The organism is Streptomyces sp. ISL-87, assembly GCF_018614095.1.
Lineage (GTDB): Bacteria > Actinomycetota > Actinomycetes > Streptomycetales > Streptomycetaceae > Streptomyces.
Genome location: NZ_JAGGOY010000060.1, coordinates 40,297 through 55,628, shown reverse-complemented (window position 1 = coordinate 55,628; position 15,332 = coordinate 40,297). Strand labels below are relative to the sequence as shown.

Here is a 15,332-nt window from a genome sequence, read left to right as displayed (position 1 = left end):
CCTGAAGGCCCGGGGTTCCTCGCAAGATCCCGCTGAAAGACTCTCCGCCGCAGGCCAGAGCCATCCGCAGGTGGAATCAAGAAGATCTCAACACCGGCTTCATCAGGTACCGGATCGACCTGCCGCGGTAGGGCCAGCCTCACAGCCAGCCGCGGCGCTGGGCCTGGAGGGCGAGCTGGAAGCGGGTGGTGGCGCCCAGGCGGGCCATCAGGAGCTCCACGCGGCGGAACAGGGTCCGGCGGCTGATGCCGAGTTCGCGGGCGATGTCCTGGTCCGGCACACCGCCCGCGAGCAGCGCGAGCAGGCGGCGGTCGGCGGGCAGCGGGCGCTGCGGCGGGCCGGCGGGGCCGCGCAGGGAGGGTGTGCGGGAGGCGTGCAGAGGCAGTGCGCTGTGCCAGGTCTGCTCGAACAGCGCCGCCAGCGCCGAGAACAGCCCGCACGGCTGCACGATGAGCAGGGTGTGGTGCACGTCGACCTCCTGGATGGACAGGGAGACCAGCGCGCAGGCGTCGTCGATGATGATCAGCTTCACGAACACCGAGCTCACCACCCTCGCCTGCTCGCCTGCGGCGATGCACGGCTCGATGGAGCGGATGAGGTTGCCGGGGAATTCCAGCGACTCCCGCGAGTACACCACGCGCTGGGTCACGCCCCGGGCGAGGGTGGCCAGAGCCTCGTCGGTGGCGGTGGGGATCGGGAAGTACGGCGGGGAGTCCAGCTGGCGGATCTGGCCGCAGGCGCTGGCCCAGGCCTGGCGCAGCCGGGGGCCGATCTCCTCCCCGGTGGCTACCTCGACCAGGTCGTTCTTGAACGCGCCCGACCGCCGGCGGCGGAAGGCGTCGAAGGCCCCGGCGACGGTGATGCAGGAGGCGTCGAGCTCGGCAGCCCGGCGGCGGCCGAGGAGTTGCAGTCCTGCGGCGGGCGGCAGGGGGGCGACTGTCTCGCGGCCGTCGGCAGCCACGCTGCCGAGCCCCGCCTCGACCAGCTCGGCGTAGGCGGCGGCCAGTTCGGCCCCCGTCAGGGCGGTGACCGCGCCCAGCTCGGGAAGTCGTACGGGCGCCCGCTCCAGCAGGGCCAGGTAGAGCCGGATCGCGGCCGCACTGATGCCCAGCCGCCGCAGTGCCTCGCCGACCTCCCCCGTCGCCATGGGCGGCAAGGTACCAACGCGGTGCGGCGGACGCACCACCTAGGCCCAAGAAGGCCGGGGTGGTGCGTCGCACGGCGACGGGTCAGTAGTCGATCGTGTTGTGGTGCAGGCAGGACCGGGGACCCGCGCCCACGTCGTAGCCATCGGCGGCGCGGTGGCTCCAGAACTGGCTGAAGCTGCCGGACACATGGCCGAGGAAGGTGTTCCACAGCGGCCCGGCCGGGTCTTCCGTGCAGGTGTCGCCGGGCTCGTTCGTGGTGTCGTACAGGTCGATCACCGAGCCGAGGACCCGGCCCTCGACCGTGTCACCGTTGTCCCAGCCCGTGGTGCCCCAGGTCGGTCCCTCCAGGTCCTGAGCGCGGCCGCCGGGCCAGCGGAAGGTGGGGTCGCCGAGCGCCGCGACACCGAACCAGGTGGCGAAGCCCTCGGTCCAGGCGCAGCCCGCCGAGCTCGTCTTGGTGATGTAGTGCGGGCTGCAGTTGGGGGAGGCGGGGAAGGCGTCCTCGTAGACATCGTCCATCATCGCGTGGCCGAACTCGTGCAGGACGAGGATGGGAGCGTCGGGGTCCTCGGCGGCGAGGTGCACGGCGTTGCCCTGGAGCGAGTAGTACGTGCCGTCGGTGGAATCCGGGGCCCAGTTGACCAGGCCACGGCGGCAGGTGGTGTCCCGGGCGTCCCAGCAGTTGCCCGGCTTCCAGTTCCAGCCGGTGTTGACCGCGTCGAAGGCCTCCACCCCGCGCATCAGCGCTGCGTCGGCCGGCTGGAAGGCGCCGACGTCGGCGGTGGAGCCGGCAGGGACGTCGGCGCGGACCGGGGTGGCGAAACGATACGGCTGACGGGACTTGCCGTTGCGTATCACCCAGTTCTGGTTCTCGGTGGCGAACTGGACGTAGACGTCCTGGCCGCCGCCCTCCTCGTCCGTGTTGTCGAAGCAGAGCGTGAAGCCGCCATCGGCGCCCGTCACACCGGTGGTCAGGAGGTCGTCCGCGCCGCGCGCGTCGTCGTCGTAGACGGCCACGCGGGCGTTGGCGGAGACCCGGGTCACGCCGGTGTGGTCTACGTAGTTCCAGGTCCCGGTGGCGCAGGCGGTGTTCGCGGCGGTGATCGTGCCCGCCGGGGCGGAGACCGGCTCGGCGGGGCGGTGGGCGAGGCCCGGCCGGGTACGGCTCGCGCCGGAGGCCGCCGGGGCCGCGGGGCTGACACTCCCGACCGGGATGCCGAACTGCGACTGCCGTGCCCCGACCGTGACGAAGACGCTGTCGGCGTCGGTGTCCTCCGGGTCGGCGGCCGAGGTGGCGATGGCCCGGACGCCGGCCGGGCCCTCGGCGACCGCGCGTACGGTGCCGCTGAGCCGCCACGGGCGCTGCTGCCCGGCACGGCCGGTGCCCTCGGCCCGGTGTAGGCGGCCGCCCTGGACGGGGACGAGCGAGGCGGCCGTGGAGGTGCTGAGCCCGGGGGGCGCGCTCACCCATTCCAGGCCTGCGGGGAGCTGTACGTCGAGGCGTACGTCCCTGTCGCGGGCGACGGCGGATACCTCGATGTCGAGCCGGGCCGTCCCGCCCAGGACGGGCGCCTCGGACAGGCGCAGCGTGACGGCGAGGCAGCGGCCGCCCTCGTCGGTGCGGTCCGGGTCCGTCTGCGCGGGCGGTCGGCATACGGCGGTGTCACCGCCGGGCGCGGCCAGGGCCGGGCTCCCGCCGGGCACGCCGGCGAGCGCCAGCAGCAGCCCGCACACGGCGGCGCGTACCGCGGTACGGCCGGGGCGCCGGTGGCGCCTACGACTCAGATGCATGGGGGTCCTCTCCAGTCGGCGAACTCGGTGTGGCAGCGCGTTCTACCGGATCCGGCCCCCGCGCGGTGGCCGATCCGTGTCACCGACGCGGATCGGCAATCCCGGCAAGTCACAAGCAGGCCAAGCTGGTCGGGCGCGCCGACGGGGCGGCGTCCGGAGCGGTGGAAGGGGGTGTCCGGGCGGTCCCCGCCGCAAGGACACCCGCTCCGTTCCGGCCCACGTCGACCACTGGCGGCTTTCAGCCGATTCGGCGCGAACTTCGTGGGCCCGCGTACCGGCGGCCGACATCCCCGGCGATCCCGGCGGCGCACGCGATGACGTACAGGAAGGGCCTGCGCTGCTGCTCGGTCACGTGGGTACTCCCAGCCGGCGGCTGAAGTGGTGCAGTTCGGCAGCGTACGACGACGGTCCCGGGCGGCCATGCCTGCGACCAGCTCGCGGACGGCAGGCCCATCCGCTTATGACGCGCAGCGGACCGGAACGCGACCCCGACCGGACGTCCGCCGTCGAGTACGCGTGCCGTCCCCCGCTCCCAGGCCAAGCCGCTCAGCCTGTCCGGCGACCAGCTCACTCGTCGCCCTCGTGGCGACTCCACTCCAGTTCCAAGGTGATATGTGCATCGCCGGAAGCCTTGGCCACGACAAGCCCCGCCTCGGCGACGTGTCGCACCGGGCCAGGCCCGACTCGAAGGTGTCGGCCGAGGACTCGACCAGCCCCTCACCGCGGCTCGCCCTGATAACTCCGGAACCCTGTCCTTCGGACAGTTCCACGACGAACGTCTCACTTGTCGAAGGGCACTCTCAGGTACACGCGACAGCCTCTCCGGTAGTCGGGCAAGTCACCTAATTTGTCAGCAAGTTGAACAACACTCAGCTACTGCTGTGCGGTCATGTTAGGCCGAGCGGGTGCTGTGAGCCGAGGGAACAGTGACGGCCATTCTCATGCTTTTGGGAATTCCTGCCAGCGACCTGCCGGGCAAGCCCCGATCGCACGACCGGGAGGGCGTCGACCGGTCTCAGTGATCGATTATCCTGCGCGCTAGCACTCGAGTCGCAGCACTGGCATGACGCCTTCGGCCGCCCTCAAGCGCACCGCGCCGCTCGGCCGGTACTCCGGTGTCTCCTTCCGTCACCTCGAGGCATCCGGCTGAGCTGGAGTGCCTGAAACAGGTATCGCCCAGAGGAGACGAAACACTTTGTCGAGAACGCACATCAGGGGTCGCTGGAGACGGACCCTGCACCGGGCAATAGCCGTTGCCGTCGTGGTCGGTGTGGGATCGGTCGGAACGGTGCTGCCGGCGGGGTCCGCCGCAGCGCTGGTACAGCCGGCGGCAGTCACCGCCGACGGCGACGACGGCAGCGTCAGCCCGGAGGACAAGGCCCTGGCGGAGGCGAAGGCGACGGGGCACGCGGTGGAGCTGACCTCCGCCCGGACCGAGCTCTCCGACACCTGGGTGAACCCGGACGGCACGTTCTCCGTCAAGAGGTACGGTGCGCCGGTACGGGTGCTGCGCGACGGGGCGTGGCTGGCCGCGGACCCGACACTGGAGTTCGCCGCCGACGGGTCGGTGAAGCCCAAGGCCACCTCCGTCGTCGTCTCCTTCTCCGGCGGTGGCACGGGACCGATCCTGACCGGTGTGAAGGACGGCCGCACGCTGTCGCTGTCCTGGCCGACCGCCCTGCCGAAGCCGACGCTGAACGGCAACGTGGCGACGTACGCCGAGGTACTGCCGGGCGTCGACCTCCAGCTCAAGTCCGAGGTCGAGGGCTTCTCCCAGCTCGTGGTGGTCAAGACCCCGCAGGCTGCCGCCAACCCGCAACTCGCCACCCTGAAGTACACGATGTCCACCGTCGGGGTCACGGTCTCCACCGACCCCTCAACGGGCGTGGTCGTCGCGAAGAACCCGGCGGGTCAGACGGTGTTCAGCAGCCCGTCCCCGCTGATGTGGGACTCCACCACGACCGGCAGCAGCCCGCAGGTCCCGGCGGACGGGATGCGCCTGGCGTCCGCGTCCATGACCACCTCGGTCGCCGAAGCCCCGGAGCCGGACAGCTCGTTCGAGCAGCCGGCCGGTGCCAAGGAAGCCGTGATGCCGACCACGGTGAGCGGCAACAGCCTCCAGATCACCCCGGACCAGAATCTGCTGACGGCGGCGGACACCACCTACCCCGTCTACATCGACCCTTCCTGGGCCTGGGGTGGCCGTAACAACTGGACCCGGGTGTCGAAGAAGTACCCGACCAAGAACTACCTCAACGCCAACGAGGTGGCCCGGGTCGGCTACGAGAACGAGACCAACGGCCTGTCGCGCTCGTTCTTCGAGCTGGACACGTCCAACGTCCGCGGCGCCAAGGTGGCCCGATCCACCTTCCGGATCAAGAACGTCTGGTCCTGGTCCTGCCAGGACCGGCAGGTGCAGCTGTGGCACACCGGTGCCATCAGCAACAAGACCACCTGGCAGAACCAGCCGGCGAAGATCGACTGGCTGTACAACGTCAATGACTCCAAGGGCTGGTCCAACGACTGCGCCGCGGGCAACCTCGAGTTCGACCTGACCTGGAAGATGCAGCGCGTCGCCGCCGCCGGCGACACCAGCATCACCCTCGGCATGTACGCGGCCGACGAGAGCGACACCTTCGGCTGGAAGAAGTTCGACCCGAAGACGGCGGTCCTGGAAACGGTCTACAACAACCCGCCGCAGACCCCGAGCGGCCTGGGCACCAACCCCAAGACCGACTGCTCCACCGGCGGCCTGATCGGCAACACCACGGTCAGCCTCTACGCGCTCGTCACGGACCCCAACGCGGGCAACCTCTCCGCCCAGTTCCAAGTCTTCCGTGACGGAACCATGGTCGCCGACGAGTGGATCCCCGGCCTCAGGGACCGTGTCTCCACCCTCGTGGTCCCCGACTCGAAGCTCCCGTCCGGCAGCTACACCTGGAAGGTGCGCGCGTACGACCAGAGCGAGTACTCGGACTGGAGCCAGACCTGCAAGTTCACCGTCGACCGTACCCGGCCGGCGAAGCCGCCGAAGATCAGCTCGACCGTCTTCCCGAACGGTGACGCCGGCTGGCCGGCCAATACCGGCAAGGCCCGCACCCCCGGCTCGTTCACCCTCTCCCCCAACGGCGTCAACGAAGTGGTGTGGTACGGCTACTACACCGACTGGGACCCGGAGATCAAGAGCGTCACCGTCGCCGCCGGCACCTCGGCCAACGTCAACCTGACCCCGCCCGGCGTCGGCCCGCACTTCGTGTACGCCTTCAGCCAGGACCCGGCCGGCAACCGCTCCGACACCGCGACGTACCTGTTCTACGCGGGCCGGTCGGCGACCCGGGATCTGCCCGGCGACCTCAACGGCGACGGTCACAAGGACATCTGGAGCAACGACTCCTTCGGCACCCTGCTCACCTACGCGGGTCAGGGCAACGCCAAGTTCTCCTCCATCACCAACGGCGGGATCAGCCTCGGCACGGCCAAGACCAGCAGCTCCGGCGACTGGGGCCAGGACGGCTACAACGACCTGGTCACCCTGGAGAACGACCCGGTCGACAAGATCGACAAGCTCTGGTCCTACCCGAACAACGGCTTCGGACACCTCCAGCAGAACAAGCGCACCCAGATCAACGTGAGCTGCCCCGTCTACAACGAGGAGCTGGGCTGCTTCGAGGAGGGGGACGACCACTGGCAGGGAGCCTCCCAGATCGTCAACCCGGGTGACCTCAACGGGGACGGCCGGCCCGACCTGCTGGTGAAGCAGGGCAAGCGGCTGTGGGCGTACTACGGCGAGCGCAACCACCTCCTCGACATGCACGGAGCCCCCGTGCTCGTCGGCGGCGAGGACTGGGACAAGTACACCGTCATCACCCCGGGCGACCTCAACGGCGACACCATCCCCGACCTCTGGCTGCGCGACAACGCCAACGGCGACATCCTGCGCAGCTACGGCAAGAAGAGCCTGGACGGCAAGATCGTCGACCTGGCCACCTGGGGCGCCGAGCCCCGCACCAAGGTCGGCGTCGGCGTGACCCAGGCCGCCTACCCCGAGGTCGGCTCGGCCGGGGACCTCTCCGGCGACGGCGTGACCGACCTGTGGGCGCGGCAGGCCGACAACACCATGTTCGGCTGGTACGGCCAGGCGTGGAGCGGCAGCGTCAACTCCTTCTCCGGCGGCTTCCAGATCGACGGTGTGAGCGGTTCGCGCATTCCCCCGGGCACCACCCTGGCCTCGGGCCAGCAGTACACCACCGGCAGCTCCAAGCTCGTCATGCAGACGGACGGCAACCTCGTCCTGTACACCAAGGACAACAAGCCGGTCTGGGCCACCAACACCAATGGCAACCCGGGGGCAGTGGCCCGGATGCAGACCGACGGCAACTTCGTCGTCTACACCGCCAACGGCTCCACCGCCCTGTGGAGCAGCAAGACCAGCAACCACCCCAACTCCTACGCCGTCCTGCACGGCCGGGGAGTCCTGGTGATCTACGACGCCGTCGGCCGGAGCCAGTGGACCAGCGGCTCGCAGAGCCGCCCCGACTACAACGGCGACGGCTACACCGACGTACTCACCCGTGACGCCAACGGCGACATGTGGGTGTACCCGGGCACCGGCGGTACGGGCACCAGCACGCTGGGCGGCCGGTACTTCGTCGGCAACGGCTGGTGGCGGGACTACTGGACGAACGCGTACACCGCCGACCTCAACAACGACGGATACACGGACATCGTCGGACGCAACCGCAACGGCGAGCTCCACCTGTACCCGGGTACCGGCAAGACCGGCACCAATTCCTTCGGCAGCCCGTCCCTGATCGGCACCGGCTGGAACACCTACGACACCCTGGGCTTCGGCGACATGAACGGTGACGGCCGCACGGACGTCATCGGCCGGGACAGCGGGGGCGATCTGTGGGTCTACCCGCACAGCGGCGGCACGGGCACCAGCACGCTCGGCAGCCGGGTCTTCATCGGCAACGGCTGGTGGCCCGCTTCCTGGACCACCATCCGGTTCGCCGACCTCAACGGTGACTACAAGATCGACATCATGGGGCGCACCGATGGGGGCGATCTGTATGTCTATCCGAACACCACCGGCAGCAACGGCACCATCACCTTCGGCGCCCGCTACTTCAACGGCAACGGCTGGTGGAACGGGTACTGGAACCCCTTCGCCACCGACCTCAACAGTGACGGCGCGGCGGAGTCCGTGGGCATAACCAACAACGGGGAGCTCTACGACTTCCTGCCCACCGGCCGCACTCTGATCGGCACCGGCTGGGGCTCCTTGGACGTCATCCTCTGACGCCCGGCCGTCGGCCTTGAACAAGGGGGGTGGGTTCCCGTACGGGAACCCACCCCCTCGCGCATCCCGTCGCGGCCGCGGCAATCCGTCGGAGCCGACTGGGATACTGACCCCATGAGCAGAAACGCAGAGGTCATCGTGCTGGCGAGGGGCGCCGAGCAGGTGATGGAGCCGCTGACCCGGCCGGACGAGAGCCGCGAGTGGCACCAGACCTTCATCCCCGTCTACGACGCCATGTTCGAAGGATCCGGTACGACCTCCGCCGAGTGTTACACCTGGATCGTCCAGTTCCGCCGCCGCAACTGGCTCGGTCTGCTCGGCCACCTGGAATCACTGGACTGGCCGGATCCCCAATCGGTCCAGGTGCTCGTCCGGGACCAGGACGACTCCTGCTTCGGCCTGTGGATGATCTACGACGGCAAGCTGACCGAGGTGCCGTTGCCGCGTACGAACCGAACTCCGTTCACGGACAGTGTCACCGGGGTCCTCCGCCGCACCGACTACAGCTGAGCGAGCCCATCCCGAAACACCGAGGCGGGGTGCCCGCACCCCCGGCATTGCCGGAGGGCGGACACCCCGCCTCAGTCATGCATCAGGCCGGTGTCTCAGGCCCATCTGCCGGGATCGTTACGGTGCTCCTCGTTCCACTCGTTGGGGAAGAACGGGTCCGGCTGGTCGTCCGTCAGGCCCAGCGGATCGCATGAATCCTTGAACATCTCCCAGCCCCCGCGTACCCAGCCGTAGTCACGCACGTAGGCGGGCGCCTGTATCCCGGCCAGGAAGGGGCCGAGCAGACCGACACCCCGCACCTTGGGGCCCTTTGCCTTGGGCGCGGACGGCTTGGGGACCACCTTGGGCGGCGCCACGGGCAGCCGCCGGTTGTCGAAGTTCCCGGCCGGGTAGATCACGCGGACGTTGGGATTGCCCGCGAAGTGGTTGGCCCAGTCCTCCGCCTGTGCCATGTCCTTGGCCACGAAGATGACCTCGTCCGCCTGGTTCGCGAGCTTGTTGGTGACGGTGCTCGGCGCATCGCCCTTTCCGTCGGTCGTCGACCGGGTCGAACCTGTGGCGTCGGCGGTGGAGACGGACACGATCTTGCCGTTCTTCCAGGTCACCTTCACGAAGTCGGCGGTGGTCCCGGCCTTCACCACGTTGCCGTCGGCATCCTTGACCGGCGCGTACTTGCCCAGCGTTTCGGGGTTGTCCTTGTTCGCCTTCTTCTCATCCTGGAGCAGGTACTGCACGCCGGTGCCGGTCTTCTCGTCGTAGTACAGCCCGGCCCGCCTCAGGTCATCGTTGATCGTTTTGAGTGCGTCGTCGGCCGTGGTGCCGTCCGACACGGTGGTGATGTGATGCGGCACGCCTTGCTTGTCGTAGACCTTGGTGACGTTTCCCTTGCCGTCCTTGTCAGCACTCAGCGACCTGTCCGGATCGATGAACTGGTATTTGCCGTTTTTGCAATACGTGGGGTTCGCCTGGCAGTACGCCCGCTCTTCCGGGTCGTACAGACCGGTCGGGTCGCTGCGTGTGATCGGGTTGTTGTGGCTGTAGCCGTACCCGTCCAGCTGCAACGGATCGGTCAGATCCATGAGCGGGTCGACGCTGATGAAACGCCCGGTCGCCGGGTCGTACTCGCGGGCGCCCAGATGGGTCAGTCCGGTGTCCGCGTCGCGGGTGCCTCCGACGAAGCCCCGCTCACCCACCCAGGTGGTGGGCTGCGCACCGCGGGGGCCGCCGAACAGGCCGGTCTTGCGGCGGACGATCGCCTGGGTCGACGCGTCGACCTGGGTGGTGCCCGTGCCGTGGTGGTCGGCCAGCAGGAAGGTGAGCTTCCCGCCGGTCCGCATCGCCACGGTGGTCTCGCCGGCGCTGTAATAGCGGGTGCCGGTGACCGTGCCGTCCTTGGCGAGCTTCAGCTCGTTGCTGCCCGGCAGGTACATCGTAGTGCCGGAGGAATCGGTACGCGTGACGCGGTTGCCGTCGGAGTCGTACCGGTAGCTGGTGACCAGGCCGCCCTGCGTGGTCTTGGCCAGGTGACCCTCGGTGTCCCACTCCAGGACCTGCTCGGCCGCGGGACCGACCTTGCGGCTGGTGGCGTTCCCCGTCTCGTTGTACGCGTACGACTCGGCGGTAGTGCCCGCCGGGCCGGTCTGGGAGACCGAGGTCAGGGTGTGCTTGCCGGCCGCCGGGTTCCCGTAGGTGCGGGTGATGTCACCGGTGGGGCCGGAGGGCGTCTTGTGCTGGACTTCGGTCTTCCGGTTGCCCGTCGGACCGTAGGTGTACGTCGTCCAGTACGCGTCCGGGCCGCCCACGGTGGCCGCCGACGGACCCGCCGCACAGCCGTTCGGGGCGGTCGGCGCGGCCGTCCACGCCTCGGTGATCTGGCGCAGTGCGTCGAGGGTGAAGCACTGGGTGTCCGTCACCTCCTGGGCGTCCTGCCCGGAGACGGTCTTCACCGAGGTGATGTTGCCGTTCGGGTCGTAGCTGTAGCGGGTGTCGTCGATGTGCTGGGGTGCCAGCTCGCGGTCGGTGACGGAGCGGGTCAGCGCGCCGGTGTGCTCGTCGTACTCGTAGGAGCTCCACAGGTGCTTGGCGAACTCGCCGTACTCGGCCCGCGTCGCCCGGCCGTAGTGGTCGTACGTCATGGCGGAGATCAGTGGATCGACGCCCGCGCTCACGGTGTCGAGCAGACTGCCGGTGGCCGTGTAGGTGTTGACGGTCTTCTCGGCGGGCAGTCCGCCCATGGCGGGGTGCTGGACCCACATCACCTGGCCGGTGTTGGCGTTGTAGCTGGTGGTCCACTTGTAGGTGCCCGCCAGCCCGCCGTTCTCCGGGGACACGGGGATGGTGACCTGGTTGGTGACCGGCTTGTAGTTGGCGTTGTAGACCGTGACGGCCTCTTCGTACGCCTTCCCGTCGATCCACCGGGTGGCCTTGGCGAGCTTCCCCTTGCCGCCGGTGGCGGTGTCGTAGGCCCAGGTCGCGAGGGTGGTCGTGCCCTGCTTCAGCGCGGTCTTGCGGCCGAGCTCGTCGTAGTCGGTGTGCAGGGTGATGCCGCGGGCGTTGGTGATGTCGGTCGCCCGGTTGCCCGCGTCGAAGGTGACGTCCGATACGCCCTTGTCGGGGTCCTCCACATGGGTCTGCCGGCCGCGGATGTCATAGCCGAACTTCCACACCGCGCCCGAGGGGTCGCGGACCTGGTCGAGCATGCCGCGCTTGTTGTACGCGTACGTCGTCGACTGGGACGTCGTGCGGGCCGCGTCCGTGTACTGCTTGATCTCGGTCGTGCGGCCCATGCCGTCCGTGACCGTGGTCGACGCGGTACCGCCCGTCTCGGGGACGACCGTCGTGGTGTCACCGGTGTAGCTGGTGGTGGTCCGCTTGGTCTCGTCACCGAACCGCTTGGCGATCACGTCGGTGACGCGGCCCGCCCCGTCGAAGAGGGTGTCGGTGGACGCCGGGTAGTTCAGCTCCTGGCCGGTGACCAGGACCGCCTCCGGCTTGCCGGTGGCGTAGAACGTGCCCGAGGTGCGCCAGGCCAGACCGCGGGTGTCGTACGAGGTCTCGCTGATCAGCCGACCCGTGCCGTCGGGGGACGGAGTCTGGCTCTGCCGGGAGCGCAGCAGGCCGTCGTAGAAGGCGTATGCCGTCTGGTAGACCGAGTTGTGGTCCAGGGCGCTGGTCGTGACGACGTTCGGGCCGTCGTTGCGGATGGTGTACGCGAACGTGTAGCTCGGCGAGGCGGGGTTGGTGGACGCCGGACGGGTCGGGGTCCAGATCTTGGTGACCCGGCCGAACGGGTCGTACGCGGTGGTGGTGACGCGGTTGTTGGCGTCGGTGACGGTCAGCGGCTGGCTGCGCAGCGGGTCGGAGACCGTGGTGACCTGGTGGCTGAGCGGGTTGGTGACCACCGTGGTGACGGGCACCTCGCCCGTGGCCGGCGTGTAGGCCGTCGTGGTCCGCTTGCCGTAGATGTCGGTCGTGCTCAGCGGCCGGCCGTAGATGTCGTAGTCGGCGACGGGTGTGGTGCTGGTGACGTCGTACCCGGTGCCGGTGCCGTTGATCTGCTCCACCTTGGTGACATCGCCCTTGGTGGGGGCGGCGCCGAGGGTGGTCGAGCCGTCGAAGTAGCTCTGGTTGTCGGAGATGACGTCGGCCGGGCGGCTGATCGCGGAGCCGCAGGCCCCGGCGACCACCTCGGTGCGGTAGACCCGGTTCAGCAGCCAGGCCCCGGTGTTGCGGGCGAAGAAGGCGGTGGAGCAGGACTCGTCGCCGGTCTTGTCCACATCCCCCAGGGTGGAGGTCTGGGTGACCATGCCGTACGAGTCGAAGGTGCGGGTCAGCGCGGTCTTGCGCTGGCCGCCGCTGACGGTGGTGAGCGTCTCCTCCTTCTCCACACCCGTCATGTACGCCTGCAGGTCCGGCAGGCCGGCCCGGGTACGGGTGGCGGTCACCGCCGAACGCCACGGCGTGGCCGAGGTCGCGGACAACAGCTTGCTCGTGTCGTCACCGTTGAAGGTGGCGCTGGCGCGCGGCAGACCGGCGAACTGGTCCCGGTCGGTGACCGCGACGCCCGCGTAGTCCTTGACCTGCGCCCCGTCGATGCCCCGGAAGTAGCGGGTCTCGGAGAGGGACTTGGGGTCCGCGGCCGCGCCGGTGCGGGTCTGCACCCGCCCGTAGCCGCGCGGGACGGAGTACGTGCGGTCCTCGGCCTTGGTCAACTCGTCGGTGCTCTTCGTCCAGGCCGCGCCGTCCAGGTAATCGTACGAGGTGACCTTGTCCGGGGTCGAGGCGAGGTTGTCCCCCTCGACGACCTGGGTGACGACGTAGCTGTTGAACCAGTCCTGCTGGGCGGTCTGCCCCTCGAAGGCCCACTTCACGGGGAAGCAGCGGGTGGTGTTGGTCCCGTCGGCCGGCGGCAGGGTGGTGGGGGTGCAGTCCGGCTGCGAGTAGTACGCGCCGATCGTGCCGCCCGTCTCGGTGGTGATCTGCGACATCCGCAGCCTGATGAAGGGCGCGCGGCCGTCGCCGGTCGTGTCGATGCGGTTGGGGCGCTGCTCACCGGTGAAGGTCACCGGCGGCAGGGTCAGGGAGCCGCCCACCTTGCCGGTGTGCTGGATGGACTTCAGCCACATCGGGGTGGAGACGCCGTCGCCCGAGGCCGGGAAGTCCTGCGCCAGTGCCCAGTTGTCCACGTCCTTCAGGACGCCGCCGGTCAGTACCTTCGTGGTGATCGAGGTGAGGCGCTTGCGGGACCAGTAGGTCGGGGCGAACTGGTCCTTGCACTCGTCCCCGTCCTTGCAGTACTGGTCGAAGGGGGTGTCCGGCCAGTTCGCGGCGTTGGTCTCGTCGAAGGTGCCGCAGTTGGTCAGGCAGCGCTCGGAGACGTCGAACTTCACCTGCCCCATGGCCTTGCCGGTGTAGACGGCGTCGGAGCGCAGACCGTAGTCGATGTGGTCCAGCCAGCCGCTCCGGACGTACGGGGTGCTGGTGCCCTTGCCGGTGGAGGCGTTGAAGGCCCGGCCGTAGTTGTTCTTCTCGGTGTTCCAGTAGTACGCCATGGCGTCGCCGTGCGTGTCGACCACGTAGTCGAGCTGCCAGCGCCATGCCTGCTGGCACCAGCCGGAGGCGAAGGATGCGTTGTAGCAGGGCTCGCCGGACTGGTTGCCGAAGACCGGGACGGTCCAGGCGGAGTTGGTGACCGGGTCGTCGGCCGCCGTGCCGTTGTCCTTCCAGCCCGGAAGGCGGTTCAGGCCGAAGAAGTACTGGGTGCCGTCCGGCGTGGTGACCTTCCAGTGCTCACCGTTGTTGTCGCCGTTCGAGGCACCGGTGAGCTTTTCGACCTTCTCCCCGGAGTCGTTCTCCGGGTGCCATCCCATGGCCGCGTCGTAGACCAGCTCGGTCGACTTGCCGCCGAGGTGCAGCACGGCGTTGTCGTTGAACCAGCACTCGTCGAATTCCTTGGTGGTGTTCGTGCCACCGGTCTTGTCGTCCTCGCAGGACTTGTACCTGCGCTCGACGAAGCCCGGCTCGTAGGCCCACCCGTCACCGACCCAGCTCGGCTGGTTGTTGGATGCCGCGGTACGGCCGTCGACGGCCTGCGAGTTGTAGCCCAGGCCGACGCTCGGCGCCAGACCACCGGGGACTCCCGGCACCGGGATCGGGTAGTTCCAGCTCAGCGAGCCGGTCGAGCCGCCGGCGCTCCAGGCTCCGGAGGGGTCCAGCGGGGTCGCCTTGTAGTCGCCGGAGGAGCCGCCGGAGTCGGCTGTGACGGCCAGCGCCATGGCTTCGGAGCCCGAGGCGCCCGAGGCCGCCGTCATGCTCAGCGTCTTCTGGACGGGCCCGGGCTGCGGGGCTCCCGCTATCTCGGCCGAAACGCTGCCGGTCTCGGTGTTGTTGTCCGAGGGCAGCGGCTTCTGGCCACGGCACTCGGGCTTCTGCGGTGTGGTCAGCGCGCAGGCGGGAAGCTCCACGAACCGCAGCCGCGCCGCCCAGTCACCGCCGTAGGCGCCGCGGAACTTCGAGTAGTCGATCGCGACTTTGAGCCCGCCGGGCGCGGCGGAGGCACTGTCGCGGTCGACGCGCAGCAGTACGCCGTCGACCCCGGCCTTGCGGGTGGCGGCCCGGTCGGCGACCGTGACCTTCACCTTGGCGCCATTCGCGCTCGGCGCGGGCTTGCTGAACAGGTTCTGGAGGCGGTTCGCCACGCCGGCTGGGGCGACCGGGGCCTTCGCCACCTTCACGGGCTGTGATCCGGGCCCGGAGGTGGTGTTCAGGTCGATGTCGGTACTGCCCGCCGCGGGCCAGGTGACCTTCGGGGCGCCCTTCCAACGGTGGGCGGCCGCGTCGTCCTTGCGCTTCGTGCCGCCGGCGGCCATGGGCTTGACCGGTACCGGCTTCGGCTGCTTCAGCCCCGGCAGGGAGAGCCCCGCCCCCTTGCCGGGCTCGGCTGTCGCGGATGCCGGAAGCATTCCCACGATCACCGCAGTGGCGAGGCCGAGTGTCAGCCCCCGCCCGATGTTGCGTCTCAACGTGCGCCTTTTCGAAAATGAGATCGAAATTTTTCAGCCGCACAGTAGCAGTGGCCACAC

Annotated in this window: 5 protein-coding genes; 2 read left to right on the top strand and 3 right to left on the bottom strand. The window is 69.2% G+C overall.

What is annotated here, in order from left to right:
* Positions 1–139: 139 nt before the first annotated feature.
* Together J7I97_RS21930 and J7I97_RS21925 are read right to left on the bottom strand one after the other, a co-directional pair.
* Positions 140–1,147 (bottom strand): LuxR family transcriptional regulator, encoded by a 1,008-nt coding sequence (locus J7I97_RS21930; RefSeq protein ID WP_214937501.1) that lies wholly within the window; start codon positions 1,145–1,147, stop codon positions 140–142.
* A gap of 82 nt (positions 1,148–1,229) precedes the next feature.
* Positions 1,230–2,939, bottom strand: coding sequence for a hypothetical protein (locus tag J7I97_RS21925; RefSeq protein WP_214937499.1), 1,710 nt, complete (start codon positions 2,937–2,939; stop codon positions 1,230–1,232).
* A gap of 1,270 nt (positions 2,940–4,209) precedes the next feature.
* Between J7I97_RS21925 and J7I97_RS39960 the strand changes: the two genes are divergently transcribed.
* The gene (locus tag J7I97_RS39960) at positions 4,210–8,241 is read left to right on the top strand and encodes an FG-GAP-like repeat-containing protein (protein WP_214937497.1); all 4,032 of its coding nucleotides are present in this window, start codon (positions 4,210–4,212) and stop codon (positions 8,239–8,241) included.
* Between the two features lie 114 nt (positions 8,242–8,355).
* Complete coding sequence (locus tag J7I97_RS21915) at positions 8,356–8,751, top strand: hypothetical protein (protein WP_214937496.1); 396 nt, start codon at positions 8,356–8,358, stop codon at positions 8,749–8,751.
* Between the two features lie 95 nt (positions 8,752–8,846).
* Here J7I97_RS21915 and J7I97_RS21910 read toward each other — a convergent pair whose 3' ends face one another.
* Complete coding sequence (locus tag J7I97_RS21910; protein ID WP_251059051.1) at positions 8,847–15,272, bottom strand: RHS repeat-associated core domain-containing protein; 6,426 nt, start codon at positions 15,270–15,272, stop codon at positions 8,847–8,849.
* Between the last annotated feature and the right edge of the window lie 60 nt (positions 15,273–15,332).

What these genes read in the sequence shown, in the direction of transcription:
- J7I97_RS21915 (WP_214937496.1), top strand. Translation starts at nt 8,356, where the DNA reads ATGAGCAGAAACGCAGAGGTCATCGTGCTGGCGAGGGGCGCCGAGCAG.
- J7I97_RS21930 (WP_214937501.1), bottom strand. Translation starts at nt 1,147, where the DNA reads ATGGCGACGGGGGAGGTCGGCGAGGCACTGCGGCGGCTGGGCATCAGT.
- J7I97_RS21925 (WP_214937499.1), bottom strand. Translation starts at nt 2,939, where the DNA reads ATGCATCTGAGTCGTAGGCGCCACCGGCGCCCCGGCCGTACCGCGGTA.